This window comes from Paraburkholderia sp. BR13444, from assembly GCF_040948755.1.
Lineage (GTDB): Bacteria > Pseudomonadota > Gammaproteobacteria > Burkholderiales > Burkholderiaceae > Paraburkholderia > Paraburkholderia youngii.
This window is the reverse complement of the sequence record NZ_JBFPKM010000007.1, coordinates 178,575-201,771: the sequence shown is the minus strand read 5'-3', so window position 1 is coordinate 201,771 and position 23,197 is coordinate 178,575. Positions and strand designations below refer to the sequence as shown.

Sequence of the window (23,197 nt, the reverse complement as noted above, 5' to 3'; positions counted from 1 at the left end):
ACCCGGTACGGCCCGCTTACTCGTACCACCGCGGCGTGTACACCCACTGCGCGCCGTTGTCGCCGCAAGCGAATTTTCTCGTCAGCGACGACCCGACGATCATCATCGTGCGCATATCCACGTCGGCCGAGCGCAGCTCGCCGAGCGTCAGCGTGCGCAGCGTGCCACCGGGCCGGCCGATATCGCGCCCAAGCACTACCTGGGTCGATGGCGCGCGATATTCCCGCACGATATCGAGCGCCTTGTCGAGTTGCCACGGACGCGCGCGCGAAATCGGGTTGTAGAAGGCCATCACCAGATCGGCTTGCGCCGCATGGCGCAGGCGACTTTCGATGATCGTCCACGGCTTCAGATTGTCCGACAGCGACAGCATGCAGAAGTCGTGGCCGAGCGGGGCGCCGGCCTGCGCGGCGGTCGCGAGCGCGGCCGACACGCCCGGCACGATCGATAGTTCGACGGCGGCCCATGCGTCGTTGCGCGAAGCTTCGAGCGCTTCGAGCACGGCGGCCGCCATCGCGAACACGCCGGGGTCGCCCGAGGACACCATCACGACCGAGCGGCCTTCGCTCGCGAGCTCGAACGCGTGCCGCGCACGCTGCAATTCCTCGCGATTGTCGGTGCCGTGCACACGCTGATCGGCGCGCAGCGGGCCAGCCATTTTCACGTAGGTGTCGTAGCCGAGTATGTCGGTCGCTTCGTTCAACGAGGTGCGCGCGGCCGGGACCATCAGTTCGGCACAACCGGGGCCGAGGCCGATCACGGTCAGACGGCCGCGGGGGCGGCCGAGCGTCGCCGGGTCGATGGCGAGTGAGGAGAGGGCGAGCGCGACGTTCGGGTATGCGTCGTCGTGCAGCGTTTCATGGGGGACGCGTAGCGCGGTATGCAGCAAGCGTGCGGCGCTCGATTCGCCCGGTTCGGCGCTGGCATCGGCGAAACGTAGCGGCACATCGAGAAGCCGTGCCGCTTGCGTGAGCGCCGGGTCGGCCATGCTCGGCGACGGCGCGAGCAAGGCCGCGAGCGAAAGCATCGCGAGACCGTGCGCGCTCAGTGCCGCACGCACGCGTGCGACGATCGCATCGGCGCAGTCGGCATCGTCGCTGACGACAGCCGCCACCACGCTGCGCGGATGAATCACGAGCTCGTCTTCGCGCCCATCCCACGCGAGCGGCGTCACGCGAATCGCGAGACGCGCCGAGTCCGAGCGCGGCAGTTGCGCGTCGTCGAGCCACGGGGCGTCGCCTTCGATGCGCGTGCTTTCGCCCGCGAGCAGATCCGACACGAAGCGCTTGCCCTGGCCGAGATCGGCGAGCGCATAGCCATCGGGTGGATTGAGCACGCAGGTGCCGAAGCGCAGTTCGCCACTCGTCGTGATCGCGGGCTGCACGGCCAACGCGGCGGCGATGTCGCGCGCCATCAGGTTGACGCCCGCGAGGCCGCCGAGCAGCGGCACGACCGCGCTGCCGTCCTCGGCAACCGCGAGCACCGGCGGCTCGGCGCCTTTGTTCGACAGCAGCGGCGCGAGGCAGCGAATCACGATGCCGGCCGCGCACAACGCGACGATCGGCGTGCCGCGCGCATACAGCTCGCGCAGATGCGCGCCGAGTTCGCTGTACGACACGTCGGCCTCGACCCGGCCTTGCAGCGCGTGGACCCGACATGCCGTGGCAACGCCGGCCGCGGCATGCGCGCCACGCTCGACATACAGCGCCTGAATCCGCCGCGCCGTCGCGAGCGCGCCCGTACCGAGAATCACGATCGCGGGCGCGTTCATCCTTGCCATTTCTGCCCCGGCACGACCAGCAGCGAGAAATACGGCGACGCCATCGGATCGACCTCGGCGAGCGGCACGATGCGCTGATTGCGCATCGTCGCGCGTTCGACGTACAGCGCGCGCTGCGCGAGTCCGAGTTCGTCGAGCACGCGCCGCACCTTGTCGAAGTTGCGGCCGAGTTTCATGATGACCGCCGCGTCGGCATCGGCCAGACGGCGGCGCAATTCGTCTTCGGGCAACACCCCCGACAGCACCGACAAGCTCTGGTTGCGATACACGAGCGGCGCGCCGAGCACCGCCGCGCCGCCGAGCATCGAGCACACGCCGGGCACCACCTCACTGTCGTAGCGCGCCGCGAGCCGGTCGTGCAGATACATGTACGAGCCGTAGAAAAACGGATCGCCTTCGCAGACCACGGCGACGTCGTGGCCCGCGTCGAGATGGCCGGCGACGACTTCGGCGGCGGTGTCGTAGAAGTCCGCGATGATCGCTTCGTACGACAGCGGCGGTTCGAGCGCTTCGGTCGTGACCGGATAGACGAGCGGCAGATGCTGCTGCGCGTCGTGCAGATGCGCCTCGATGATGCCGAACGCGTTGCCCTTCTTGCCCTTCGCGACGAAATATGCGACCACCGGCGCCGCTTTCAGCAGCCGCAGCGCTTTCAACGTCAGCAACTCCGGGTCGCCGGGACCGACACCGATGCCGTATAGCCGTCCGCGGCTCGTTATCTGGCTCGTCATTTATTCGACCTCCGTCGCAAGCGCGTTGACCGCGGCGGCGGCCATCGCGCTGCCGCCGCGCCGTCCGTGCACCACCACATAGGGGACGCCGCGGCTGTTTTGCGCGAGTGCCGCTTTCGATTCCGCCGCGCCGACGAAGCCGACCGGAAAGCCGAGAATCAGCGCGGGCTTCGGCGCGCCGGCATCGAGCATGTCGAGCAGATGGAACAGCGCGGTCGGCGCATTGCCGATCACGACGACGCTGCCCGCCAGATGCGGGCGCCACAATTCGAGCGCGGCGGCCGAGCGCGTGTTGCCGATCTCGCGCGCCATCGCGGGCACGTCCGGGTGCGTCAGCGTGCAGATCACCTCGTTGTTCGCGGCCAGCCGCGCGCGCGTGATGCCTTGCGCGACCATGCCCGCGTCGCACAGGATCGGCGCGCCTTGCGCGAGCGCGCGGCGGCCCGCGCTGCCGGCGCCGGCGGAGAACGCGAGGTCGTCGATCACGTCGACCATGCCGCACGCGTGGATCACGCGCACCGCGAGTTTTTCGAGGTCGGCGGGGATGCGCGCGAGGTCGGCTTCGGCGCGGATCGTCGCGAACGATTGGCGATAGATCTCCTGACCGTCGCGAATGTAATCAAGCATGTGGAGTACTCCGGGCGAGGCGCGCGAGCAGCGCGGCGGCCTCGTCGATCGTCAGTTGGGGCGCGACGCATTGGCCGAAACCGGGGCGGTCGTCGCGTCGATAAAGGTCGTAGCGGCCGGGCGCGGCCGCGAGCAGCGTGTACGGCGCGCGATGCGCGGCCGCGCACGAGCGCGGGCAGCCGGTCAGATGCACGTCGACGCCTGCGGGTAAGCGTTCGGCGAGTTGCAGCGCGTCGGTCTTGGTGTCGGCGAGGCCCTTCGCGCAGCCGGCCGAACCGGCGCAGGCGATCACATGCGTGATGGCCTGCGCGGGATCGCAGGCGAGGCCGAGTGCGCTCAGCTTCGCGAGCACGGCGGGCACGGCGTTCGTCGCGATGTCGATCAGCAGTACGCTTTGCCACGGCGTTGCGTGCAGCATGCCGTTGCCTTGTCGTTGCGCGAGCGCGGCAAGGCCGTGCAGTGTGGCCGCGTCGATTCGGCCGAGCGGTGGCTGGCCGCCGACGTGCCACATGCCGTCGCCGCGCTGTGCGTGCGCGCCAAGCCGCAGCGATGCGTCGGCGCCAATGTGGCGTTGCCAGCGGCGCAGCGATGCGTCGCGCGCGAGCGGGAAATCGACGTAGCGTTGCGCGTGTCGCAGCACCGCATCGGCGGAGTGCGTGGCGAGCAGGTCGCGCATGCGGGTCGCGTCGGCGGCGGCGAGGTCGAGGAACGTGTGCAGCAATGCGCGCACGAGCGCGGGCACGTGCGACGGCGGGACGGCCGCGAGGGCGCCCGTGCCGTCGGCATCGGGATCGTCGCCGGCGTTCGCTTTATTGCCTGTCGAGCCGGGGCACCCCGCGAGGCCGAACACGAAGCGCACGCCTTGTTCCTCCGCCGACGCCGCGAGCCACACGTCATGCGGATGATCGACTCGCGCGAGTCGTTCGCCGCCGTCGAGCAGCAGCGCGAATTTCGGCGACAAAGCGGCGAAACGCGCATCGCTTTGCAGCAGCGTGAGCAGCTCCGCGCACAGCGGCGTCGTGTCGATCAGCGCGTGCGGATCGCGGCCGGCGGCGGGGCTGATCATCACGTTGCGGACGTCGTCGGCGTAGCTGAGCGCGGTGGGGACGGTGGTGTGAGGGTCGTTCGCGGTGGACGGTCCAAGCCCCGCGCCAATCAGCGCCGCGCTCAACGGAGCTTCGTGTCCGCTACGCACGCCGCGCAGTTGCAGATTCGCGCGATTGGTCAACTCGGCGACGCCGTTCGCATAGAGCGTGCTCGCATCGGCGATCGCGTGTGCCTGCGCCGCGCTCAGCACGCCGCCGGGCAGTTTGATGCGGCAGATGCCGCCGTCGCGCGCGGGGACGATGCGCAACAACCCCGGACATGCGGAGGACCGCGGTGTCGTGACCGCGTGGGACGAAACGGTGGGAGGCGAAGCTCGATTCAATGGGGCACCGGGTTTAGCGTCGCGCGACGGCATGGTGGCGGCCTCGCTGCATGCTGCCCGATGAGGGCCGGCGTGAACCATGCGGCCGAAAAGCGCTTCGGGCTGACCGTGGGCAATGAAAGCGGCCATTATATCTTTACGCAATGGCCGCAGCGCCTGTTTGCCGGCCATCGCGCGATGCCGCCGATCGCGACGCACGGCGCCGTGCCGCGGACCCGCGGGCCGCATGGCGGCGGTATCATGCGGACTTTCGCAACCCGCGGTCCGAGCTTGCGCGCAGCCGCATGCATGACGCGGCGCGGTGCAATCGCTCAAAAATCGACGCAACTGATGAGGATGGATGCATGCCGGCATGGCTGACCGTAGTGGGCATTGGCGACGACGGCTTCGCCGGTTTGGGGCGGCCCGCGCGGCGTGCGTTGCTGGGCGCGTCGGTCGTGTACGGCGGCGAGCGCCATCTGGCGATGCTGCCCGCGCGGCTCGCCGCGCGCCGTGCCGCGTGGCCGCGTCCGTTCGATCTCGCGCCGTTGCTCGCCGAGCGTCCGCATGCGGTGTGCGTGCTCGCGAGCGGCGACCCGATGCTGTTCGGCGTTGGCGCGACGCTCGCGCGGCAGTTGCCGGCCGGCGAATTGCGCGTGCTGCCCGCGCCGTCGTCGCTGTCGCTCGCGGCCGCGCGGCTCGGCTGGCCGTTGCAGGATGTCGCGACCGTGTCGCTGGTGGGCCGGCCGCTTGCCGTGCTGAATGTGCATCTGCATGACGGCGCGCGTCTGTTCGTGCTGAGCGCGGACGGGCGCACGCCTGCGGCGCTGGCGGCCTCGCTCGATGCGCGCGGCTTCGGTGCGACTCACATGACGGTACTCGAACATCTGGGCGGCGAACGCGAACGGCGCGTCGATGGCCGCGCCGATCAATGGCCGGCCGGCGAGATGGCCGCGCTCAATCTGATTGCGCTCGACTGCCGCGCGTCCGCGCAAGCACCGCGTTTGCCGCTGACCTGCGGCCTGCCCGACGACGCCTTTATCCACGACGGCCAGTTGACCAAGCGCGACGTGCGCGCCATCACGCTCGCGCGCCTCGCGCCCGCGCCCGGTGAGTTGCTGTGGGACGTCGGCGCGGGCAGCGGTTCGATCGGTATCGAATGGATGCGCGCGCATCCCACCTGTCGCGCGATCGCGATCGAAGCGAATGACGCGCGGCAGCGCTTCATCGAACAGAATCGCGATGCTCTGGGCGTGCCCGGTCTGCAACTCGTGGCCGGCCGCGCGCCGGATGCGTTGCGCGGGCTGCCCGCGCCGCATGCGGTGTTCATCGGCGGTGGGGTGACGGTGCCGGACGTGCTCGACACCTGCTGGGCGCAATTGCGCGACGGCGGGCGGCTCGTCGCGAACGCGGTCACGCTGCAAGGCGAGGCGGTGCTCGCCGCGTGGCGGGAGCAGCATGGCGGCACGCTGACACGCATCGCGCTCGCGCACGCGCAACCGCTGGGCGGCTTCGATACATGGCGCCAGGCGTTGCCGATCACGCTGCTCGACGTGACCAAACCCGCCAAACCGTCAGCCGATTCGTGATGCGCGACGAAACCCCCGAACAGCCGGCGCCGCTGCGCAGCGGCTATACGACTGGCAGCTGCGCGACCGCAACGTCGCTGGCGGCCGCGCGTCTGCTGCTGGCGGGCGAGGTCAGCGAGGTCGCCGAGATCGTGTTGCCGAAGGGCCAGCATGTGCCGATGCGGCTCACGTTCTGCCGTCTCGCGGAGACGGACGGCGAGCGGATCGCCGAAGCCGGCACGATCAAGGATGCCGGTGACGATCCCGACGTGACGCATGGCGCGCTCCTGTTCGCGCGCGTGCGCCTCGTGCCCGAGCCCGGTGTGATTTTTCGCGCGGGGCCGGGCGTCGGCACGGTCACGCGCGCGGGGCTCACGCTGGCGGTCGGCGAACCGGCGATCAATCCGGTCCCGCGCCAGATGATCACGCAGCACCTCGACGAACTCGCCGCGCGCCACGCGTATCACGGCGGCTTCGAAGTGACGATCGGCGTCGAAGGCGGCGAGGCGCTCGCGCTGAAAACGATGAACCCGCGGCTCGGCATCGTCGGCGGACTGTCGATACTCGGCACGACCGGCATCGTGCGGCCGTTTTCGTGTTCCGCGTATATCGCGTCGATTCATCAGGGCATCGACGTTGCGCGCGCGAACGGCTACATGCATGTGGCCGCTTGCACCGGCAACGCGAGCGAGGACGCGATGCGCGCGCACTACGGCCTGCCCGATATCGCGCTGATCGAAATGGGCGATTTCGTCGGCGCGGTGCTCAAGCATGTGAAGCGCGCGCCGGTCGAGCGTCTGAGCATTTGCGGCGGCTTCGGCAAGCTCAGCAAGCTCGCGGCCGGCCATCTCGACCTGCATAGCCGCAACTCCAGCATCGATCTCGAACAACTCGCCGGCTGGGCCGCCCAGCATGGCGCCGACGCCGAGCTGCAAGCGGCGATGCGCGCGGCCAACACGAGCCAGCAGGCGCTCGCGCTCGCGCACGCGCAACAGGTGCCGCTCGGCGATATCGTCTGTCAGCACGCGTTGGCCGTTGCACGCGGTATCGTGCCGCCGCAGGTCAGCGTCGAAATTTTTGCGATCGACCGGCAGGGCAAGTTCGTCGGAGTCGCCCGATGACCCGCATCCTGCTTCTCGGCGGCACCGGCGATGCGCTGAAGATTGCGCGCCAATTCGGTCGCGCGCATGTGTACAGTCTCGCGGGGCTCGGCAAGGTGCCCGACGACCTGAAGTGCGCGGTGCGCGTCGGCGGCTTCGGCGGCAGTGAGGGGCTGGCGCGTTACCTCGCAAGCGAAGCGATCGGCCTCGTGATCGACGCGACGCATCCGTACGCGGCGCGGATCAGCGCGAATGCCGTCGAGGCGTGTCGCGTCGCGAAGGTGCCGTGCTGGGCGTTGCGGCGTCCGGCGTGGCAGCCGCAAGCCGGCGACGACTGGCGCATGGTCGATGACTGGAACGAACTGATCGATGCGCTCGCGCCTTTCAGACGGCCGCTATTCACGCTCGGACGCGAACCGCTCGCGCATCTCGACGAGATTCCGCCGTATCAATTCTGGACCGTGCGCGTGCTCGATTCGCATCCGGACACCGCGCGCTCGCGCATCCTCGCCGCGCGCGGACCGTTCACGCTCGACGGCGAACGCGCGCTGTTCGCGCTGCAGGCGTTCGACGTCGTCGTCAGCAAGAACAGCGGCGGCGGCGCGACCGAGGCCAAGCTCGACGTTGCGCGCGAACGCGGCTTGCCGGTGATCATGCTGCGACGGCCGGTGTTGCCCGACGTCGATCGCGAGTTTGGCAGCGTTGCCGATCTTCTCGATGCGTTGCCCGCGCAGGTGGATTCGGCTTCGGCTTCGGATCAGTGAGCAAATAACTGGAGTACTGAATGACAGTGTTTTTTATCGGCGCGGGTCCGGGCGACCCGGAACTGATCACGGTGAAAGGGCAGCGTCTCGTGCGCAGTTGTCCGGTGATCCTGTATGCGGGGTCGCTGGTGCCGGCGGCGGTGCTCGAAGGTCATAGCGCCGAACAGGTGATCAATACCGCGGAACTTGATCTCGACCAGATCGTCGCGCTGCTGGCGGCGGCACACGCGAAGGGCCAGCATGTCGCGCGCGTGCATTCGGGCGATCCGTCGCTGTACGGTGCGATCGGCGAGCAGATCCGCCGCTTGCGCGAGTTGGACATTCCTTACGAAATCGTACCCGGCGTGACCGCGACGGCCGCATGCGCGGCGGCGCTCGGCTGCGAGCTGACGCTGCCCGGCGTGTCGCAAACGCTGATCCTCACGCGCTACGCGAGCAAAACGTCGATGCCGGAAGGCGAGCAGTTGGCCGATCTCGCGCGGCATCGCGCGACGCTGGCGATTCACCTCGGCGTGCGGCATCTTGCTCGCATCGTCGATGAATTGCGGCCGCATTACGGCGGCGCGTGTCCAATTGCGGTGATCTATCGTGCGAGCTGGCCCGACGAGGAAAAGATCACCGGCACGCTCGACGATATCGTCGCGAAAGTGCAGGGCAGCGCGATCGAGCGCACCGCGCTGATTCTGGTCGGGCAGGTGCTGGCCGCCGAAGGTTTCGCCGATTCGACGCTGTATGGGAGCGGCAGTTGACGGCGCCGTGACAGCCTCTTGGGTGCCGGAAAGCGGCGTGCGTTGTCGATCATAATGTGACGCAGCGCGCGAGCCTGTCCGCCCGTTTCCTGGCAAAACGCGAAAGCGCAAAAGCGCGAAAATCCGCAAGTTCTGCACCGCCACGCGGCGCGCAGACCGCTATCGTGGCGCCATGATGAAGCCCAGCACCGAACGTGATTACCGTCGACGGATCGCTCGCGTGGTCGAGGCCATTCTGGTCGAACCCGGCGCGCGACACACGCTCGACAGCCTCGCGGCCGTCGCGCATATGTCGCCATACCACTTCCACCGGATTTATCGCGCGTTGATGGGCGAGAGCGTCGTCGATACCGTCAAGCGTCTGCGGCTCGCCGAGGCGGCGCAGCGGCTGACCGACGCCGCGCAAGTCACGGCGGTCGCGCACGACGCTGGCTACGACAGCCCTCAGGCGTTCGCGCGTGCGTTTCGCGATTTCGCCGGCGTGTCGCCGAGCGAGTTCAGGACCCGGCAGCGGCATCTGGTGGGGAATCCGGCGGCTTCGGCGGCTTCGGCGGCTTCGGCGGCTTTGGCGCGGACGCGGCGAACCGCGCATGCGCGCATCGCGCAGCATCGCGAAGGCGATTGCATAGGCGTTGACGGCAGCCGCGACGAATACGCTGAAAACCAAAGCACGCCCGCATTACCATCCGTCGAAGTCATCGAGATCGCGCCGCTCGACGTGCTATGCCTTCGCCATGACGGCCCGGTCGTGACGATCGGCCAGACCTTCCACACGCTGATGACGACGTTGCGCTGTGACGAGAACCCGGTGTTGCAACAGCGCGTCGGCATCTGCGCGCCCGATCCGTCGATGGCTGGCGGGCTTTGCTACCACGCGGGAGTCGTCGCGGGGTCGCCGGCGGCGTTCAGCGATGCGATGCGGCGGCTCGACGATGCCGCGCAACGCTCGCGTGTTGCGGGGCCGCCACCGGGCATCGAGCCGCTGCGCCTCGAAGGCGGGCTGTACGCGGTGCATCGCCTCGTCGGTCCTTATGCGCTGATCTCGCCGACTTTCAGGGCGCTGTACAGCGGCTGGCTGCCCCGCAGCGGCTACCGGCGCGATCAGCGGCCGGGGCTCGAACTGTATCGAAGCGCGCCCGATCGCGGCGCGCTGCACCCCTGCATTACCGATCTGCTGCTCCCCATTCGCGAGGACTAACCATGATGCGTCGAAGCTGTGCCGCGCTGTCGAGCGCGGTGGTGGTGTCGTTGAGCGTGGCGTTGTCGGGGGCGCTGGGCGGCGCGATGTGGGCTGCGTCGCCGGCGCATGCCGACGCGCGAACCGCATCCGCCGACTGGCATGTCGGCGAGACGAGCCGCGTGTTTCATCCCGACGTGGCCCGCAACTGGCGCGGCGCGCAAACGCAGGCGCTGATCACGCGCATCTGGTATCCGGCCGATGCGACGCAAGCCGAGACGCCACACGATATCGGCGCGCCCGGCCATCCGATGTTCGTCGGCCACGCCGCCGCCGACGATGCGCCGCTGTCCACCGCGCAGCCGAAGTACCCGTTGCTGCTGCTGTCGCATGGCACCGGCGGCAGCGCGGACAGTCTCGACTGGCTCGCGGCGTCGCTGGCCGCGCAGGGCTATATCGTCGCGGGCGTCAATCATCCGGGCAACAACGCGCTGGAGCCGCGCACGCGCGACGGGTTCATCCTCTGGTGGGAGCGTGCGACCGACTTGAGCGAAGTGCTCGACGGCGTGCTCGCGGACCCGCGTTTCGGTCCGCGCATCGACACGACGCGGATCGGCGCGCTCGGCTTTTCGCTCGGCGGCTACACGGTGCTCGAAGTCGCGGGCGCACGTACCGATCGCGCGGCGTTCGAGCGTTTTTGCACGTCGCCCGAAGCCGATGCGATCTGCTCACCGCCCGAAGCCGCGAGTCTCGCGCACGCGCCGGACGCGCCGGCGTTGACGGTCGACGGGCTATCGGCCGAAACGAATGCATCGCGCGCGCGTTCGGGCGACTCGTATCGTGATCCGCGCGTCAAGGCGGCGTTCGCGATTGCGCCCGCGCTCGGCGAGGCGTTCAACAGTTCGTCGTTCAAGGAAGTGACGATTCCGGTCGCGCTGCTCGCGGGCGAGGCGGACACGACGGCGCCCGTCAACACCAATATTCATCGCATCGCGGGCTTCATGCCGCAAGCGACGGTGACGATGGTGCCGGGCGCCTCGCACTACACCTTCATGGATGTGTGCGAGCCCGAGCTGATGGAGCGTCTGGCGCCGATCTGCAAGGACGGGCCGGGCGTCGATCGCGCCGCGATTCATGCGCGAACCGCGGCACAGGTACGTGATTTCTTCGCGGCGACGCTGCCGGCGCGCGGGCGTGAAGATTGAGTATCGCGGGACATGAAGGGCGTAGTATCGGTATGTTGACTGCGTCGACGGCCCGGAGGAGGCCTTGCTGCGGCGCATCGGCGCGGCCGCGCGTGACGGCCGCTCAGGTGTATGCACCTTGCGCAGAATGCGCTCGCGCCAGCGCAGCCGGCCAGCCGGCCGGTTTGGGCATGAGCGTTGCGTATTCGGATTTCCCTTTGACACACGGAGGACAATCATGAGGATCGAATTCACCGGACGGCGGGAAGTGGTGGCTGCTGCGCGCGTCGCCTACGAGGCCAATGTGGACGGGAAGGACGTATGGTGCAGCGTGTCGCTCGACGCGCTCAATGACCATTTCGGCAACGGCAGCCTCGGCAACGGCGCCCCGTCGGCTCACGATCTGGTGGGAACGTTCGAGGCGAACCGCGCCCGCATTGAAAATGCTACGCGGCGGGTGCTCGAACGCAACGGGGGACGGTCCGTGGAACTCGAAACGCGCGACTTCGATTGAGCGGCCCGCTTGCGCGTATCGGGTCAACTGATTCGCGCCGCGGTGGAAAGGACTCTTCCACCGCGGCGACTATATCCGCGACGCCGGCGCGGCTACAGTATCGACGCACACATTGCTTCATGCGTGTGAGCGAGAGAGTTGGACCCGGCTGCCGGCAGCCGGGTCTTTTTTTATGGGCGCGTCCAGGCACACCATTATTTCGCTGGCAATTCGACGCTGGAGCGTCCGACGATTAGCACGGTGATTCGCGCGACGAGTGAAAGGCTGCGGTATAGTCGCGGCAAACTTTAAATCCGTCTCTTCGATTCTCTGGAGAAAATCGTGCAGGAAATCATCGAAGGTCTGATCCGCTTTCAACGCGAGGTCTTTCCACAGCAAAGCGCGCTCTTCAAGCGTTTATCGACTGCGCAGAATCCCAGCACGCTCTTCGTGACCTGTTCGGACAGCCGCGTGGTGCCGGAACTGCTGACGCAGACCGAGCCGGGCTCACTGTTCGTGATCCGCAACGCGGGCAACATCGTGCCGTCGTACGGCCCGGAGCCGGGCGGCGTGTCGGCAACCGTCGAATATGCGATCGCCGTGCTCGGCGTGACCGACATCGTGATCTGCGGCCATTCGAACTGCGGCGCGATGACGGCGATCTCGTCCTGCACGAATCTTGAGCACATGCCGGCGGTCGCGAGCTGGCTGCGTCACGCGGATGCGGCGAAAGCGATCAACGCGTCGCGTCACTATTGCTCGGATGCGGAGCGTCTCGCGGCGCTGGTCAAGGACAACGTGATCGCGCAGCTGGCCAATATCCGCACGCATCCGTCGGTGGCGGTCGGACTCGTGAACAAGACGCTGCGGCTGCATGGCTGGATCTTCGATATCGAAAGCGGCGAAATGCTCGCGCTCGATGGGAATACCGGTAACTTTTTGTCGCTTACAGAGAATCCGGAAATTTATGCGGGTTGACGTGGCATTTGAAACGGGGTTTTGCTTTGAGAAATCAACAGCCCGAGCTTGCTAAAAGCCTTGCCTAAAAATGAACGCGGCGCAACGGATTTTCCGGTGCGCCGCGTTGTTTTTGAGGGTTGGCCGGCGCCGTGGCGCGGCGTCGATCCCACCGCGCCGCCCGGCACGACCATCCCTGTCAGCTCGACGTCACCAGCGAATCCGACGGCACGACCTTCAACACATCAGGGCTCTTCGCAGCCGGGTTCGACCACAACAGATGCATGCTCGCCGCTCCGCTGCCGTGCATGTACTCGACCTTGATCGTATCGCGTTGATCGTCGGCAGTTCGGTTGCCGTCGCGATGCGCGGCAAATCCCAGGAAGGGCCGCTCGTTTGAGCCGGCTTCGCGTCCCGCTGAGAACAGGGTCGCGAAAGGCGCAGGAAAACTTGCTTGGGACTCCGATTACAGGGCCCGTTTGCACAGAAGAATACCCGTCGGATTCGGACACACCCACGACCAGATCCGCCGATTCGTCAGTTGTTGGGTCTAAAAAGGAAAACACTGTCCTTCGGATCGCCGACACTTTGACTAATGGGTCGTCGAACTGTCGGAATGGGGAGCGTGCCTTGTACAGCGAACCGAGAATGATCGTGTTGACGGGCCTCGTCTTCGGCGCGGTGACGATTGGGGCCTACGTGTCGCAGTTGGACAACGACTGGTCGTCCGGCCGGGACGCGAGCCTCGTCGCCGATGGCGAACGGGGTGTCGGCGCGACGGGCGCGGCGCCGACGCGGCACCATGCGCTGCGCGACGACGTGACTGCGCTGCGGTCTCAGCCGGCCGCGTCGATCGGAGCGCAGGCGGGCGACGCACTGGCCATCGCGGCGCTGCAGTTCGCGCGGGAGTCGAACAAGCCGCAACCGCAGGTGCAACCGCAGCCGCAGCCGACGAATTTGCCGCCACAGCCCGCGGTCACCTCGAACCGGACCCAGGCGCCGCCCGCGGCAAAGACCGTGCGCGCACACCATAGCCGGATTGCATCGGGCACCACGACGAAACCGCATTCAGCGCAAAGCGCTGTGACGACATCGGGTACTCATGCACGGGGCAGCAGCTACCGAAAAAGTTCTACTGCCGAGCGCTCCGGCAAGAAAGCGGCTGGCGTGATGCTAGAGGCGCGGCCGTCGCCGCCACATGCAACGCAAGGCGTCGAATCGGCGTGGTCGATGCCGCGCGCGGGGCAGAGCAGCGAGGCCGCGACTCAAGCGGTTGCCAACAGCGGCCCCAAAACCCGCGCCGAGGTAGAGGCCGAACTCGTGCGCGCGAGAGAGAACGGCACGATGCCCGCGTTCGGCAGACCCGCACCGTCGGGACCTGGAGCGCACTGAAACAGGGCCCCGCGCCGCGTCCCATCAACCTTTAGATCAACGACGCGGCGAGCCGCGCGAAGGTGGTCTCGTCGGTGCGATCGAACGCCAGTGGCGTGACCGATACGCGGCCCGCCGCGACCGTCGCCGTTTCGCTGTCGGCGTCGTTCTCGCGCGGGCCGCGATCGAAGCGCAGCCAGTGGTACGCGATGCCGCGCGGATCGACTTCCGGCAGCACCTCGATGTCCCTGACGAGCCCGACGCCCTGGCGGGTCGGCGTCAGCGGACCGGCATCGGCTGCATCGACGTCCGGGAAGTTGATGTTCAGGCAGGTCGGCGCCGCATGCTCGATCGCGAGCAACTGACGGATCACGCCGGGCGCGAGCGTGCGCGCGGTTTCCCAGCGCACGCGCTCGCGATCGGTGAATACCTGGCTCAGCGCGAACGACGGCAGTCCGAGCAGCAGCCCCGTCATCGCCGCGCCGACCGTGCCCGAGAACATCGTTTCGATGCCGAGATTGCCGCCGCGATTGACACCGGACAGCACCAGCGTCGGCGGCGCCTCGCGCATCAGATGACGCACGCCCATCACGACGCAATCGCCGGGCGTGCCGGTCACGCCGAAACGGCGTTCGCCCTGGCGGCTCACGCGCAGCGGCGAATGCAGGCTGATCGAATGCGACGTACCGCTCTGGTCGTGCTCGGGCGCGACCACCCAGACTTCGTGCGCGAGCTCGGCGGCAACCGCTTCGAGCACGGCGAGGCCGGGCGCGTCGATACCGTCGTCGTTCGTCAGCAGCACGCGCGGCACCTTGGATTCGTAAGCGGACATCGATTCAATCTCCTGTGGGTCGGTCAATGGATCGTAGGGAAGGGACACCCATTATCCGGCTTTCATTCGACGCGCGTACGATGACGTTGAGCCGCTAACCGACCCAGGACGACCCGCCATGCAGATCGACCCGTTTGAGATCGCGATCGCCGATCAGGACATCGACGATTTGCGCCAACGCATCCGTGCGACCCGCTGGGCGCCCGCGACGCCCGCGCCCGCGTGGCAGCAGGGCGCCGACCCGGCCTGGCTGCGCGAACTCGCGACCTATTGGGCTGGGCAGTTCGACTGGCGCGCGGCCGAACGCAAGTTGAACCAGCTGCCGCAATTTCTCGCCGACGTGAACGGCCAGACCGTGCACTTCGCGCATCGGCGCGCCGCGAGCGTCACACCGGGATTCCAGGCTTATCCGCTCGTGATCACGCACGGCTGGCCCGGTTCGTTCTTCGAGTTTCACGCGCTGCTCGATCAGTTGTGCGATCCGGCCGCGTTCGGCGCCGATCCCGCCGACGCCTTCGACGTCGTCACGCCGTCGCTGCCGGGCTTCGCGTTTTCGCCTGCGCCCGCGCAGGCCGGCATGTCCGCGTTCCAGGTCGCGGACCTGTGGGTGTCGCTGATGCGCGGGCTCGGCTACGAGCGCTTCGGCGCGCAGGGCGGCGATCTTGGCGCGGGCGTGTCGATCGCGTTGGCCGCGCATCATCCGCGGGTGGTCGACGGCATCCACCTGAACTTCCTGCCGAGTTCCTACGAGCCGGCGATCGGCGCGGCGCAGCGGGAGCTGACCCCGGCCGAGCGGGACTATCTGCGCGAGAAGAACGACTGGGCCGCACTCGAAGGCGGCTACGCGCATCAGCACAGCACCAAACCGCTGACCGTCGCCGCGTCGCTGAACGATTCGCCGGTGGGACTCGCCGCATGGATTGGCGAGAAGTTTCGCGCGTGGAGCGATTGCGACGGCGACGTCGAAAGCGTGTTCTCGATCGACGAGCTGCTAACCAATATCTCGCTGTACTGGTTCACGCAGTGCATCGGCCCGGCGATGCAGATGTATTGGGAAAACCGCCTGCAGCCGATGCGTTTCACCGACGGCGAGCGCATCGACACGCCAGTCGGCTTCGCGCTGTTTCCGAAAGAGATCAATCATCCGCCGCGCAGCTGGCTCGAACGAACCTTCAACGTCGTGCAGTGGAGCGAAATGCCGGCCGGCGGGCACTTCGCGGCGATGGAAAAGCCAGAGTTGCTGGCGGCCGAGATTCGCAAGTTCTTCAGGCCGTTGCGGCAGAAAACACGTTAGGCCGCAGCGTAGCGCGCAAAAAGCGCATGGCGAACGGCGCGCGGCGCAAACTTCAACCCCGGAGACCGACGGCATGAGCGCACCCGTCACGCTGCTTCTGTTCGACCTGGAAGGTGTGCTGTCGCACTACGACCGCGCCGCGCGTGTCGAGCGTCTCGCGGCGATCGCGGGCTGCGCGGAAGAGACCGTGCGTCATGCGATCTGGGGCTCGGGACTCGAGGCGCGCGCCGACGGCGGCGAAATCAGCGACGACGAATATCTGCGCGAACTCGGCGCGCTGCTCGGTTATCCGGTGAGCCGCGCCGAATGGCTCGACGCGCGGCTCGCGTCGATCACTCCGAACGAAGCGGCGCTCGCGCTGGCGTCGCGCGCGGCGCAGCGTTGCCGCATCGCGATACTGACCAACAACTGCCGCCTGCTGACCGACCACATCGCTTATCTGAATCCGCCCGTGGCGCGGCTGTTCGGGCCGCACGTGTATTCGTCGGCGGTGTTCGGCGCGGCGAAGCCCGCCGCGCAAACCTATCTGCGCTGCGTCGAACGGCTCGGCGCGGCCCCAACGGAGACGCTGTTCATCGACGACAGCGAGGCCAACGTGGACGGCGCGCTCGCGGCTGGGTTGCAGGCCTACCGGTTCGTCGACGCGGATGGCCTGGCGGTCGAATTCGCGCGGCGGGGTGTGCTTTAGCCGCTGCGATGACGGTCGAACTTCCACGCACGAGGGCACCATAACCGCTATGGCACTTGCGTCGAACCACGCTCACCGCCGCCGCTTTTTGCGCGCGGCGCTCGGATTACCGGCAACACTCGCGTGGTCGCGCGTCACGTCCGCACAGACTAAAACACCCGCGCAATCCGGTGCCTCCTTACCCCGCATGAACCGCCGCGCGATCCCGTCCACCGGCGAAGCGCTGCCCGTGATCGGCTGCGGCACGTGGCGCACCTTCGACGTCGGCGACGATGCCGCCGCGCGCGCTCAGCTCGCCGACGTGCTGCGCATCCTGTTCGAAGCGGGCGGCTCGGTGATCGATTCTTCGCCGATGTACGGTTCGTCGGAAGCGGTCGCGGGCGCGCTGCTCACCCAGCTCGACGCGCATCGCAAGGCCTTCGTCGCCACCAAGGTCTGGACCGAGGGACGCGCAGCCGGCATCGCGCAGATGGAGGAATCGCTGCGGCGTTTTCAGCAGCCGCATGTCGATCTGATGCAGATCCACAATCTGCTCGACTGGCGCACGCAGCTCGCGACGTTGCGCGACTGGAAAGCGCGCGGCCGGATTCGCTATCTCGGCATCACACATTACACGTCGAGCGCGTTCGACGAGGTCGCGGCGGTGATGCGCAGCGAGAAGCCCGACTTCGTGCAGATCAACTACGCCGCCGACGATCGCGCGGCCGAGCAACGCATCCTGCCGCTCGCGGCCGATCTCGGCATCGGCGTCGTGATCAATCAGCCGTTCGGCGGCGGTGGTTTGCTCGCGCGCGTGATGAAAACGCCGCTGCCCGCATGGGCCGCCGAAATCGGCTGCACGAGCTGGGCGCAGGTTCTGTTGAAATTCGTGCTCGCGCAGCCTGCGGTGACGGTTGTGATTCCCGGCACCGGCCGGCCGCAATACATGGCGGACAACGTGCGCGCGGGATCGGGACCGCTGCCCGACGCCGCGATGCGCGCGCGGATCGTCGCGGCGGTCGGCGGCTGACGTGATGCGCAATCCATTGCACAATCCGTCACGGCGTTTACGGGCTGCTTTCTATTCACATACACGCGCCGCGTCCCGCAAACGCCGCACGACACGGGAATAAAACCCGCCACACGACAGTCATGCCTCACGAACCGGGTTCGGTTCGGCGAATCCCTATCGTGAGGTCATCATGTCGTCACAACATTCATTCGATCCGGCGCGTCGCGGCGCGCTGAAGTGTCTTGCGTTCGGTGGCCTGGGCACCGTGTTCATGCTGTCGGGCGGCGTGCTGACGCCGGTCGAACTCGCGCTCGCGGCCGACGCGAACACCGCGACGCCCGCCGCGGGTACGCCGCTTTTCCTGCAGATCAGCGACACGCATATCGGCTTCAACAAGGAAGCGAATCCCGACGTCGCGGGCACGCTGAAACAGACGATCGATTACGTCAACGCGATGCCGTCGCGGCCGCCGCTCGCGATTCACACCGGCGACATCACGCATCTGTCGAAGCCCGCGGAATTCGATCTGGCCGCGCAGCTGATGTCGGGATTGAAGATCACCGAGCTGCACACGGTCCCCGGCGAGCATGACGTCACCGACGGCCCCGGCACCGAGTACTTCAACCGATTCGGCAAGGCGTCGGATAACCGCGGCTATTACAGCTTCGATCATCAGGGCGTGCATTTCGTCGGCCTCGTCAACGTGATGCATTTCAAGCCGAATGGCCTCGGCGGTCTCGGCAGCGAGCAGCTCGAATGGCTCGAAAACGATCTGAAAGGCCGCACGTCGAGCACCCCGGTCGTCGTGTTCGCGCACATGCCGATGTGGACGATCTACGAGCCGTGGGGCTGGGGCACGGGTGACGCGGGACAGGCGATGGACTATCTGAAGCGCTTCGGTTCGGTGACGGTGCTGAACGGTCACATTCACCAGATCGTGACGAAGGTCGAAGGCAACGTCACGTTCCATACCGCGCGCTCGACCGCCTATCCGCAACCGACCGCCGGCCAGGGCGAAGGCCCGGGGCCGCTGAAGGTCGCGAGCGACCAGTTGCCGAAGATGCTCGGCGTGACGAGCGTCAGCATCGCGCGTCATCCGCTGAAGGCGACGCTCGACGACACGACGCTCGCCTGAGCGCACGCGCTACTTTTACGCTCGAGGAGATCAATGATGCCAACCAACCTGATGGGCCGAGTACTCGCAGTTGCGCTCGGCAGTGCCGCGATTCTGGCGATGTCGGCGGAGCTCGGCTTCGCGCAAACCACCATGCCGATGCAGATGCCGATGAAGCCGGCGCAGCAGCAGACCGTCGCGGCGACACCTAACGCGATGTTCATGAAAAACTTTAATTTCACGCCGACGGATTTGACCGTCAAGGCGGGCACGACGGTCACATGGAAAAATCTCGACGGCGAGCCGCACACCGTGGTCAACGACGCGGGGCTGTTCCGCTCGGCCGCGCTCGATCAGAACGACACCTATCAATTCAAATTCGATAAACCGGGCGTGTACAAGATCTTCTGTGGCATTCATCCGAACATGAGGGCCACCATTACCGTGCAATGAGCGGTGCCATGAGCGGCGAGGCGAACCTGGCAACCCGCGCCGCTCACGCGGTATGCAGCTCGCTCAACCGGCACAGCAGAATCCCGTAGCCGGTCAGATGTCCGAGGTACACGCTCGTAAACACGTTCGACGCCGGCAGGTCCTCGGTCAGTTGACGCAGGTCCTCGATATGCAGAGGCGGGGCGTCGAGCGGCGGACGCTCGACGCGCAGGTCCGCCGCCTCGGCCAGTTGCCGGTGAGCGCTGACGAGCCGCGCGAGCCGCGCGAGAAACATTTCGCGCCACGCGGCATCGAGCGCGGCGAACTGATCGTGAAACGTGTCCATCGTTTCCAGAAAATTGACCAGCGAATCGAAAGTCTCCTGATAGCACGCGAACATCGGCAGCCTTGCCGCGTTGCGCTTCAGATGCGGCGACACCCACGCCTGCTCGAGGTCGGTCTTCAGCAGCAGGTGAGCCTGCTTCAGGTTCGTGCTCAGCCAGATCAGCAGCGTGCCGATCGGCATCGCCACCACGTTGGAAAACACCCGCTTGTAGAAGTAGCTTCGCGCCGCCGAAATCGAGCTACCGAGCGCCAGCGTCAGCATCGTCGAACCGGCGAGCGGCACCGCCGCGTCGGGAAAACCGAGCAGGTACGGGATGCCGAAACCGATCCACAGGCCGAGCGTCAGCTTCGTGTACCTGGCGGTTTCCGAAAGAGAAAAGCGCGCGAGCGCACGGCGCAGCGGCGTGAGGGGTTGGTGCTGATACCTGTTCGACATGATTCTCATGCTGACCGATGAGGTGGGGCTGGGCCGCGTCAGGCCGGGCCGCGTCAGGCACGGCGCGCGTTCGCGACATGCGCGCAGGTGACCTTACCACCGGGCGCGAACGGTTTCGGGAATTCGCACGCTATCAGGTTCGCGAGATGCCGCTTAAGGGCGCGCGGCGCTCAATCCCACGAGGGTTTCAAACGGCGCTGTCGGGGTCGCGCATGAGTGCGCGTTCAGGCGCGGTTGTTGCGTGCGAAACGGCCACCCCGATGGCGCGTTTCGCGGAACCTGTGTCGCATCGGGCGTCGCGGTGACGGCAGGCGCGCGGCTGGCTGTCGAGCGATTAGCGGAGTTGGAGTTTTTACCAGCTTTGCGCACTTTTTTGCCAACTCACGCGGTGTCCGGCGGCGTCGTTCGAAACACCCTGGAAGCGACGCGGAAACGCAACGCTGCTGTGTTGTCGGCGGTTCGCGACAGGATTACATTCATTGAGCATTGCGTGCGGCGGCAGCCCGCGAGCGCGGCTTACGCGGCGGCTCGTCAGGGCGCCAGCTGGTCAGCAGGAAGTGGCATACCCGGAGCGTATTGCGATGGCTACCGATCCCGACGATACCGACTTGCGTCATTCCACAACGGACGGCCGTTCCTCCTTCGAACCCGACGGCACGGACGAATCGGGCGTCCCGCCGCCGCGCTTCGGCCGCCTCGCGCTATGCCTCGCGGCGGCCGGCGCGCTGACCTTTGGCGTGATGGGTACCGTCGCCTACGGCGTCTGGTTCAACCAGGATCAGCAGACCTACGCGGATGCCATTGCGGGCGCACGCCAGGCGCTCGGTTCATCGGCGCCCGCGGTGCCGACAGTAGCCGTCGCGCACGCGCCGCAGGAGGCCGCCACGCCCGCCATCGCGCAGTCAGCCACCCACCCCACCGCGTCAGACGTCGCGCTCGCAACGGCCGGCTCGAACGGCGGCTTCGAGGACACCAACCCGGCCGTGTGGTCCGGGCAGGTCCACCCGAGTACGCCCGAGTCGAATCTCACCGCCGCGCTGGCCGATGCACCGGTGGATACCTCGGGGGATCTGTCGGCGGGTCTGTCGGACCACCCACCCACCGCCCCGATTGTTCCGACGCCACCGCCGCGCTCCATGCGGCACGTCGCGAATTCGACCGCGAAGCCCGCGGGCAGTCAACATGCGAAAGAAACACGCGTCGCGCAGCAGGAGCGGCGCGCGTCGTCGCAGCACAACGGCGGTCTGTTTGCGCGGATCGGACAGTTCTTTCGACGCGTGAGCTATCGTCAACATGACAACGGCCGACAGCAAGATCCCTACTCCCATCCCTGAGCACGGGGTCGCCGGGTCAGCGGGGCAAGCGGGGCTGCGCGGCGCCGCACGCGCGCGCGGGCCGGTGTGGCGCTTCCGGCCAGGGCCCGCGAGCGTCGCCGTGGCCGCGCTGTTGTGTCTGCTGTTCGGCCTGCTGTATGTGGCGATGCAGATCCGCACGGTGTTTTCCGATCAGCTGAAGCAGGAGTACGCGGGCCTCGTGCTCGAAGCCGCCGGGCGCGTCGACAGCGCGCGCGAACAGTTGGCCGCGTGGCAGCACATGGCCAACACTCCGGCCAGCCACGACGGGTCGTTCGTGCCGGCCTATGATGCGGCGCGCGCGGAACTCGCGCGGCGTTTCGCGTCGCTCGCGGCGCTCATCAACGCGAGTCCGTCGCCGGCGCCGCCCATTCCGTCGATGTCACCGGCCCAGGCGACGCCCGAAGCCGTCGCGGCGGTGCTCGGCAGCGTCTCGGCCTACTGGCGCGCGCAACGCGACGCGTCGAGCGCCGACGTGCGGCTGCGCGTCGCGCACGTCGCGCGCACGCTGATCGCGCTCGCCGCGCTGCTGTTCTGCATGCTGATCACGGCGCTCGGCATGTACGCGAAGCGCAACCGCCAGCTCGCGGGGCAGTCGCACGAGTTCGAACTGGCGTCGCTGCACGATTCGCTGACCGGCCTGTCGAACCGCCGCAAGCTGCTCGGCGCGCTCGACGCCGCCGCCAGAAACGCGCGGACCGCGGCCGTCGAGCCGCGCCTCGCCGTGCTCTATATCGATCTCGACGGCTTCAAGCAGGTCAACGATTCGTTCGGGCATCGCACCGGCGACGAATTCCTCGCCGCGGTGTCCGCGCGGTTTCGCGCGTCGGTGCGCAAAGGCGATCTGGTCGCGCGCATCGGCGGCGACGAGTTCGCGGTGCTGGTGCGCACCTTCGCCGGCGATGACGAGCTCGCCGAGATCGCGCGCCGGCTGATGGCCTGCGTGGTCGAGACCGACGAGCAGATGGGAATCGGCCGCGTGCGCGCGAGCGTGGGCATCGCGAGCTATCCCGACGATGTCGACGATCACCGCCGTCTGATCGCCGCCGCCGATGCCGCGATGTATCAGGTCAAGCGCGACGGCAAGAACGGTTTCGCGTTCGCGGCGCAGACGGGCAGGGAAGCGACGATGTGAACCTGTCGAGCGTCACTGAGCCTCGTTGCGCCACTCCGTCAGCTTCTCGCGCTCATTGAGTTCGATGAACGCCGGCCGCGCGCGCAGCATGCGGATATAGCCCGCGAGATGCGGCCAGCCCACCGTCGCCGGGTGCGGCATGTTGCGGGTCCAGCGCATCAGCACGAGCGCGAGCAGATCGGCGGTGCTGAGCTTGTCGCCCGCGAGGTACGCGTGGCCGCCGGCGAAATGCGCGTCGAGCCGCTCGCACGCCGCTTCGATGCGGCGTTGCGCGAGCGCGCGCACCGCGTCGGCGCCGGCCGGGTCGCCGTCGCTGCCGGCGTAGAACCAGTCGCGCATCGCGGGCAGCAGCGTGTTCGCGAGGTAGATCATCCATTCGAACCATTCGCCGCGCGCGGCCGACCCCGGCGCGGGCGCGAGCCCGGCGTCGGCGTGGCGCTCGGCGAGCAGCATCAGCAGCGCGGCCGATTCATGCCGGGGCACGCCATCGACGACCAGGGTCGGCACGCGTCCGGCCGGATTCAAACGCAGATACTCGGGATCGTGCTGCTGGCCCGCGTCGATATCGACGAGGCGCGCTTCGAACGGCACGCCCATTTCGAGCAGCATCCAGTGCACGGGCATGCTGGCCGCGCCGGGCGAGTAGTAGAGAACGTAGGACATGTCGGG

23 protein-coding genes are annotated in these 23,197 nt (G+C 67.5%); 16 read left to right on the top strand and 7 right to left on the bottom strand.

Annotated elements, in window-relative coordinates:
* Nucleotides 1–16: 16 nt before the first annotated feature.
* Genes cobJ through cobG form a run of 4 tightly spaced genes read right to left on the bottom strand, consistent with a single transcriptional unit; the run spans nucleotide 17 to nucleotide 4,600 of the window.
* The gene (gene cobJ, locus AB3X95_RS21285; RefSeq protein WP_368622568.1) at nucleotides 17–1,771 is read right to left on the bottom strand and encodes a precorrin-3B C(17)-methyltransferase; all 1,755 of its coding nucleotides are present in this window, start codon (nucleotides 1,769–1,771) and stop codon (nucleotides 17–19) included.
* A complete protein-coding gene (locus AB3X95_RS21280) occupies nucleotides 1,768–2,499 on the bottom strand; it encodes a precorrin-2 C(20)-methyltransferase (RefSeq protein ID WP_368622567.1) in 732 nt (243 codons plus the stop codon). The genes cobJ and AB3X95_RS21280 overlap by 4 nt, the downstream gene beginning before the upstream one ends.
* 12 nt (nucleotides 2,500–2,511) lie before the next feature.
* Nucleotides 2,512–3,138 carry a precorrin-8X methylmutase gene (locus AB3X95_RS21275; RefSeq protein ID WP_184227416.1) on the bottom strand — a complete coding sequence of 209 codons (627 nt, stop codon included), beginning with the start codon at nucleotides 3,136–3,138 and terminating at the stop codon, nucleotides 2,512–2,514.
* Nucleotides 3,131–4,600: a precorrin-3B synthase gene (gene cobG, locus AB3X95_RS21270; RefSeq protein ID WP_368622463.1), complete on the bottom strand. Its 1,470-nt coding sequence runs from the start codon at nucleotides 4,598–4,600 to the stop codon at nucleotides 3,131–3,133. Before cobG ends, AB3X95_RS21275 begins: the two co-directional genes overlap by 8 nt.
* Before the next feature lie 311 nt (nucleotides 4,601–4,911).
* On the opposite strand from cobG, the gene cbiE reads away from it, so the two are divergent.
* The 9 genes from cbiE to AB3X95_RS21225 all read left to right on the top strand — a co-directional run bounded on the left by cbiE (nucleotide 4,912) and on the right by AB3X95_RS21225 (nucleotide 13,930).
* The gene (gene cbiE, locus AB3X95_RS21265; RefSeq protein ID WP_368622462.1) at nucleotides 4,912–6,135 is read left to right on the top strand and encodes a precorrin-6y C5,15-methyltransferase (decarboxylating) subunit CbiE; all 1,224 of its coding nucleotides are present in this window, start codon (nucleotides 4,912–4,914) and stop codon (nucleotides 6,133–6,135) included.
* Nucleotides 6,135–7,235: a cobalt-precorrin-5B (C(1))-methyltransferase gene (locus AB3X95_RS21260; RefSeq protein WP_368622461.1), complete on the top strand. Its 1,101-nt coding sequence runs from the start codon at nucleotides 6,135–6,137 to the stop codon at nucleotides 7,233–7,235. Before cbiE ends, AB3X95_RS21260 begins: the two co-directional genes overlap by 1 nt.
* A complete protein-coding gene (locus tag AB3X95_RS21255) occupies nucleotides 7,232–7,978 on the top strand; it encodes a cobalt-precorrin-6A reductase (protein WP_368622460.1) in 747 nt (248 codons plus the stop codon). The genes AB3X95_RS21260 and AB3X95_RS21255 overlap by 4 nt, the downstream gene beginning before the upstream one ends.
* A 20-nt stretch (nucleotides 7,979–7,998) precedes the next feature.
* Nucleotides 7,999–8,727, top strand: coding sequence for a precorrin-4 C(11)-methyltransferase (gene cobM / locus AB3X95_RS21250; protein ID WP_368622459.1), 729 nt, complete (start codon nucleotides 7,999–8,001; stop codon nucleotides 8,725–8,727).
* 175 nt (nucleotides 8,728–8,902) lie between these two features.
* Nucleotides 8,903–9,925 carry a GyrI-like domain-containing protein gene (locus tag AB3X95_RS21245; RefSeq protein ID WP_368622566.1) on the top strand — a complete coding sequence of 341 codons (1,023 nt, stop codon included), beginning with the start codon at nucleotides 8,903–8,905 and terminating at the stop codon, nucleotides 9,923–9,925.
* A gap of 2 nt (nucleotides 9,926–9,927) precedes the next feature.
* Nucleotides 9,928–11,109 (top strand): alpha/beta hydrolase, encoded by a 1,182-nt coding sequence (locus tag AB3X95_RS21240; RefSeq protein ID WP_184227423.1) that lies wholly within the window; start codon nucleotides 9,928–9,930, stop codon nucleotides 11,107–11,109.
* A 217-nt stretch (nucleotides 11,110–11,326) separates the two neighbouring features.
* Complete coding sequence (locus tag AB3X95_RS21235) at nucleotides 11,327–11,602, top strand: DUF1488 domain-containing protein (RefSeq protein ID WP_013091756.1); 276 nt, start codon at nucleotides 11,327–11,329, stop codon at nucleotides 11,600–11,602.
* Nucleotides 11,603–11,923: 321 nt separating this feature from the next.
* Nucleotides 11,924–12,559: a carbonic anhydrase gene (locus AB3X95_RS21230; RefSeq protein ID WP_176123793.1), complete on the top strand. Its 636-nt coding sequence runs from the start codon at nucleotides 11,924–11,926 to the stop codon at nucleotides 12,557–12,559.
* A 609-nt stretch (nucleotides 12,560–13,168) separates the two neighbouring features.
* Nucleotides 13,169–13,930, top strand: coding sequence for a DUF4148 domain-containing protein (locus tag AB3X95_RS21225; protein ID WP_254905990.1), 762 nt, complete (start codon nucleotides 13,169–13,171; stop codon nucleotides 13,928–13,930).
* Between the two features lie 31 nt (nucleotides 13,931–13,961).
* On the opposite strand, the gene surE is transcribed toward AB3X95_RS21225, so the two are convergent.
* Nucleotides 13,962–14,741, bottom strand: coding sequence for a 5'/3'-nucleotidase SurE (gene surE, locus AB3X95_RS21220; protein WP_176123794.1), 780 nt, complete (start codon nucleotides 14,739–14,741; stop codon nucleotides 13,962–13,964).
* A gap of 118 nt (nucleotides 14,742–14,859) precedes the next feature.
* Between surE and AB3X95_RS21215 the strand changes: the two genes are divergently transcribed.
* From AB3X95_RS21215 to AB3X95_RS21195, 5 genes are all read left to right on the top strand, one after another.
* Nucleotides 14,860–16,035, top strand: coding sequence for an epoxide hydrolase family protein (locus AB3X95_RS21215; RefSeq protein ID WP_368622458.1), 1,176 nt, complete (start codon nucleotides 14,860–14,862; stop codon nucleotides 16,033–16,035).
* A gap of 73 nt (nucleotides 16,036–16,108) precedes the next feature.
* Entirely contained in the window at nucleotides 16,109–16,723 is a 615-nt protein-coding gene (locus AB3X95_RS21210) for an HAD family phosphatase (RefSeq protein ID WP_176367130.1), read from the top strand.
* A 49-nt stretch (nucleotides 16,724–16,772) separates the two neighbouring features.
* A complete protein-coding gene (locus AB3X95_RS21205; RefSeq protein ID WP_368622457.1) occupies nucleotides 16,773–17,732 on the top strand; it encodes an aldo/keto reductase in 960 nt (319 codons plus the stop codon).
* 172 nt (nucleotides 17,733–17,904) lie between these two features.
* Nucleotides 17,905–18,849 (top strand): metallophosphoesterase, encoded by a 945-nt coding sequence (locus tag AB3X95_RS21200; protein ID WP_176123798.1) that lies wholly within the window; start codon nucleotides 17,905–17,907, stop codon nucleotides 18,847–18,849.
* Between the two features lie 36 nt (nucleotides 18,850–18,885).
* Nucleotides 18,886–19,281: a cupredoxin domain-containing protein gene (locus tag AB3X95_RS21195; protein ID WP_176123799.1), complete on the top strand. Its 396-nt coding sequence runs from the start codon at nucleotides 18,886–18,888 to the stop codon at nucleotides 19,279–19,281.
* A 43-nt stretch (nucleotides 19,282–19,324) separates the two neighbouring features.
* Here AB3X95_RS21195 and AB3X95_RS21190 read toward each other — a convergent pair whose 3' ends face one another.
* Nucleotides 19,325–20,041, bottom strand: a complete 717-nt coding sequence (locus AB3X95_RS21190; RefSeq protein ID WP_184227426.1) for a hypothetical protein — start codon at nucleotides 20,039–20,041, stop codon at nucleotides 19,325–19,327.
* Nucleotides 20,042–20,622: 581 nt separating this feature from the next.
* Here AB3X95_RS21190 and AB3X95_RS21185 point away from each other — a divergent pair.
* Both AB3X95_RS21185 and AB3X95_RS21180 read left to right on the top strand, forming a co-directional pair.
* Entirely contained in the window at nucleotides 20,623–21,375 is a 753-nt protein-coding gene (locus tag AB3X95_RS21185; protein WP_368622456.1) for a hypothetical protein, read from the top strand.
* Complete coding sequence (locus AB3X95_RS21180) at nucleotides 21,335–22,528, top strand: diguanylate cyclase (RefSeq protein ID WP_368622455.1); 1,194 nt, start codon at nucleotides 21,335–21,337, stop codon at nucleotides 22,526–22,528. Before AB3X95_RS21185 ends, AB3X95_RS21180 begins: the two co-directional genes overlap by 41 nt.
* Before the next feature lie 12 nt (nucleotides 22,529–22,540).
* Here the strand turns inward: AB3X95_RS21180 and AB3X95_RS21175 are convergent, their stop codons facing one another.
* Nucleotides 22,541–23,191 carry a glutathione S-transferase family protein gene (locus AB3X95_RS21175; protein WP_368622454.1) on the bottom strand — a complete coding sequence of 217 codons (651 nt, stop codon included), beginning with the start codon at nucleotides 23,189–23,191 and terminating at the stop codon, nucleotides 22,541–22,543.
* Nucleotides 23,192–23,197 lie beyond the last annotated feature (6 nt).

Coding starts and splice junctions, on each gene's coding strand:
- cobJ (WP_368622568.1), bottom strand. CDS start 1,771: ATGAACGCGCCCGCGATCGTGATTCTCGGTACGGGCGCGCTCGCGACG.
- AB3X95_RS21275 (WP_184227416.1), bottom strand. CDS start 3,138: ATGCTTGATTACATTCGCGACGGTCAGGAGATCTATCGCCAATCGTTC.
- cobG (WP_368622463.1), bottom strand. CDS start 4,600: ATGCCGTCGCGCGACGCTAAACCCGGTGCCCCATTGAATCGAGCTTCG.
- cbiE (WP_368622462.1), top strand. CDS start 4,912: ATGCCGGCATGGCTGACCGTAGTGGGCATTGGCGACGACGGCTTCGCC.
- AB3X95_RS21260 (WP_368622461.1), top strand. CDS start 6,135: ATGCGCGACGAAACCCCCGAACAGCCGGCGCCGCTGCGCAGCGGCTAT.
- AB3X95_RS21255 (WP_368622460.1), top strand. CDS start 7,232: ATGACCCGCATCCTGCTTCTCGGCGGCACCGGCGATGCGCTGAAGATT.
- cobM (WP_368622459.1), top strand. CDS start 7,999: ATGACAGTGTTTTTTATCGGCGCGGGTCCGGGCGACCCGGAACTGATC.
- AB3X95_RS21245 (WP_368622566.1), top strand. CDS start 8,903: ATGAAGCCCAGCACCGAACGTGATTACCGTCGACGGATCGCTCGCGTG.
- AB3X95_RS21240 (WP_184227423.1), top strand. CDS start 9,928: ATGATGCGTCGAAGCTGTGCCGCGCTGTCGAGCGCGGTGGTGGTGTCG.
- AB3X95_RS21235 (WP_013091756.1), top strand. CDS start 11,327: ATGAGGATCGAATTCACCGGACGGCGGGAAGTGGTGGCTGCTGCGCGC.
- surE (WP_176123794.1), bottom strand. CDS start 14,741: ATGTCCGCTTACGAATCCAAGGTGCCGCGCGTGCTGCTGACGAACGAC.
- AB3X95_RS21215 (WP_368622458.1), top strand. CDS start 14,860: ATGCAGATCGACCCGTTTGAGATCGCGATCGCCGATCAGGACATCGAC.
- AB3X95_RS21210 (WP_176367130.1), top strand. CDS start 16,109: ATGAGCGCACCCGTCACGCTGCTTCTGTTCGACCTGGAAGGTGTGCTG.
- AB3X95_RS21205 (WP_368622457.1), top strand. CDS start 16,773: ATGGCACTTGCGTCGAACCACGCTCACCGCCGCCGCTTTTTGCGCGCG.
- AB3X95_RS21200 (WP_176123798.1), top strand. CDS start 17,905: ATGTCGTCACAACATTCATTCGATCCGGCGCGTCGCGGCGCGCTGAAG.
- AB3X95_RS21195 (WP_176123799.1), top strand. CDS start 18,886: ATGCCAACCAACCTGATGGGCCGAGTACTCGCAGTTGCGCTCGGCAGT.
- AB3X95_RS21190 (WP_184227426.1), bottom strand. CDS start 20,041: ATGTCGAACAGGTATCAGCACCAACCCCTCACGCCGCTGCGCCGTGCG.
- AB3X95_RS21185 (WP_368622456.1), top strand. CDS start 20,623: ATGGCTACCGATCCCGACGATACCGACTTGCGTCATTCCACAACGGAC.
- AB3X95_RS21180 (WP_368622455.1), top strand. CDS start 21,335: ATGACAACGGCCGACAGCAAGATCCCTACTCCCATCCCTGAGCACGGG.
- AB3X95_RS21175 (WP_368622454.1), bottom strand. CDS start 23,191: ATGTCCTACGTTCTCTACTACTCGCCCGGCGCGGCCAGCATGCCCGTG.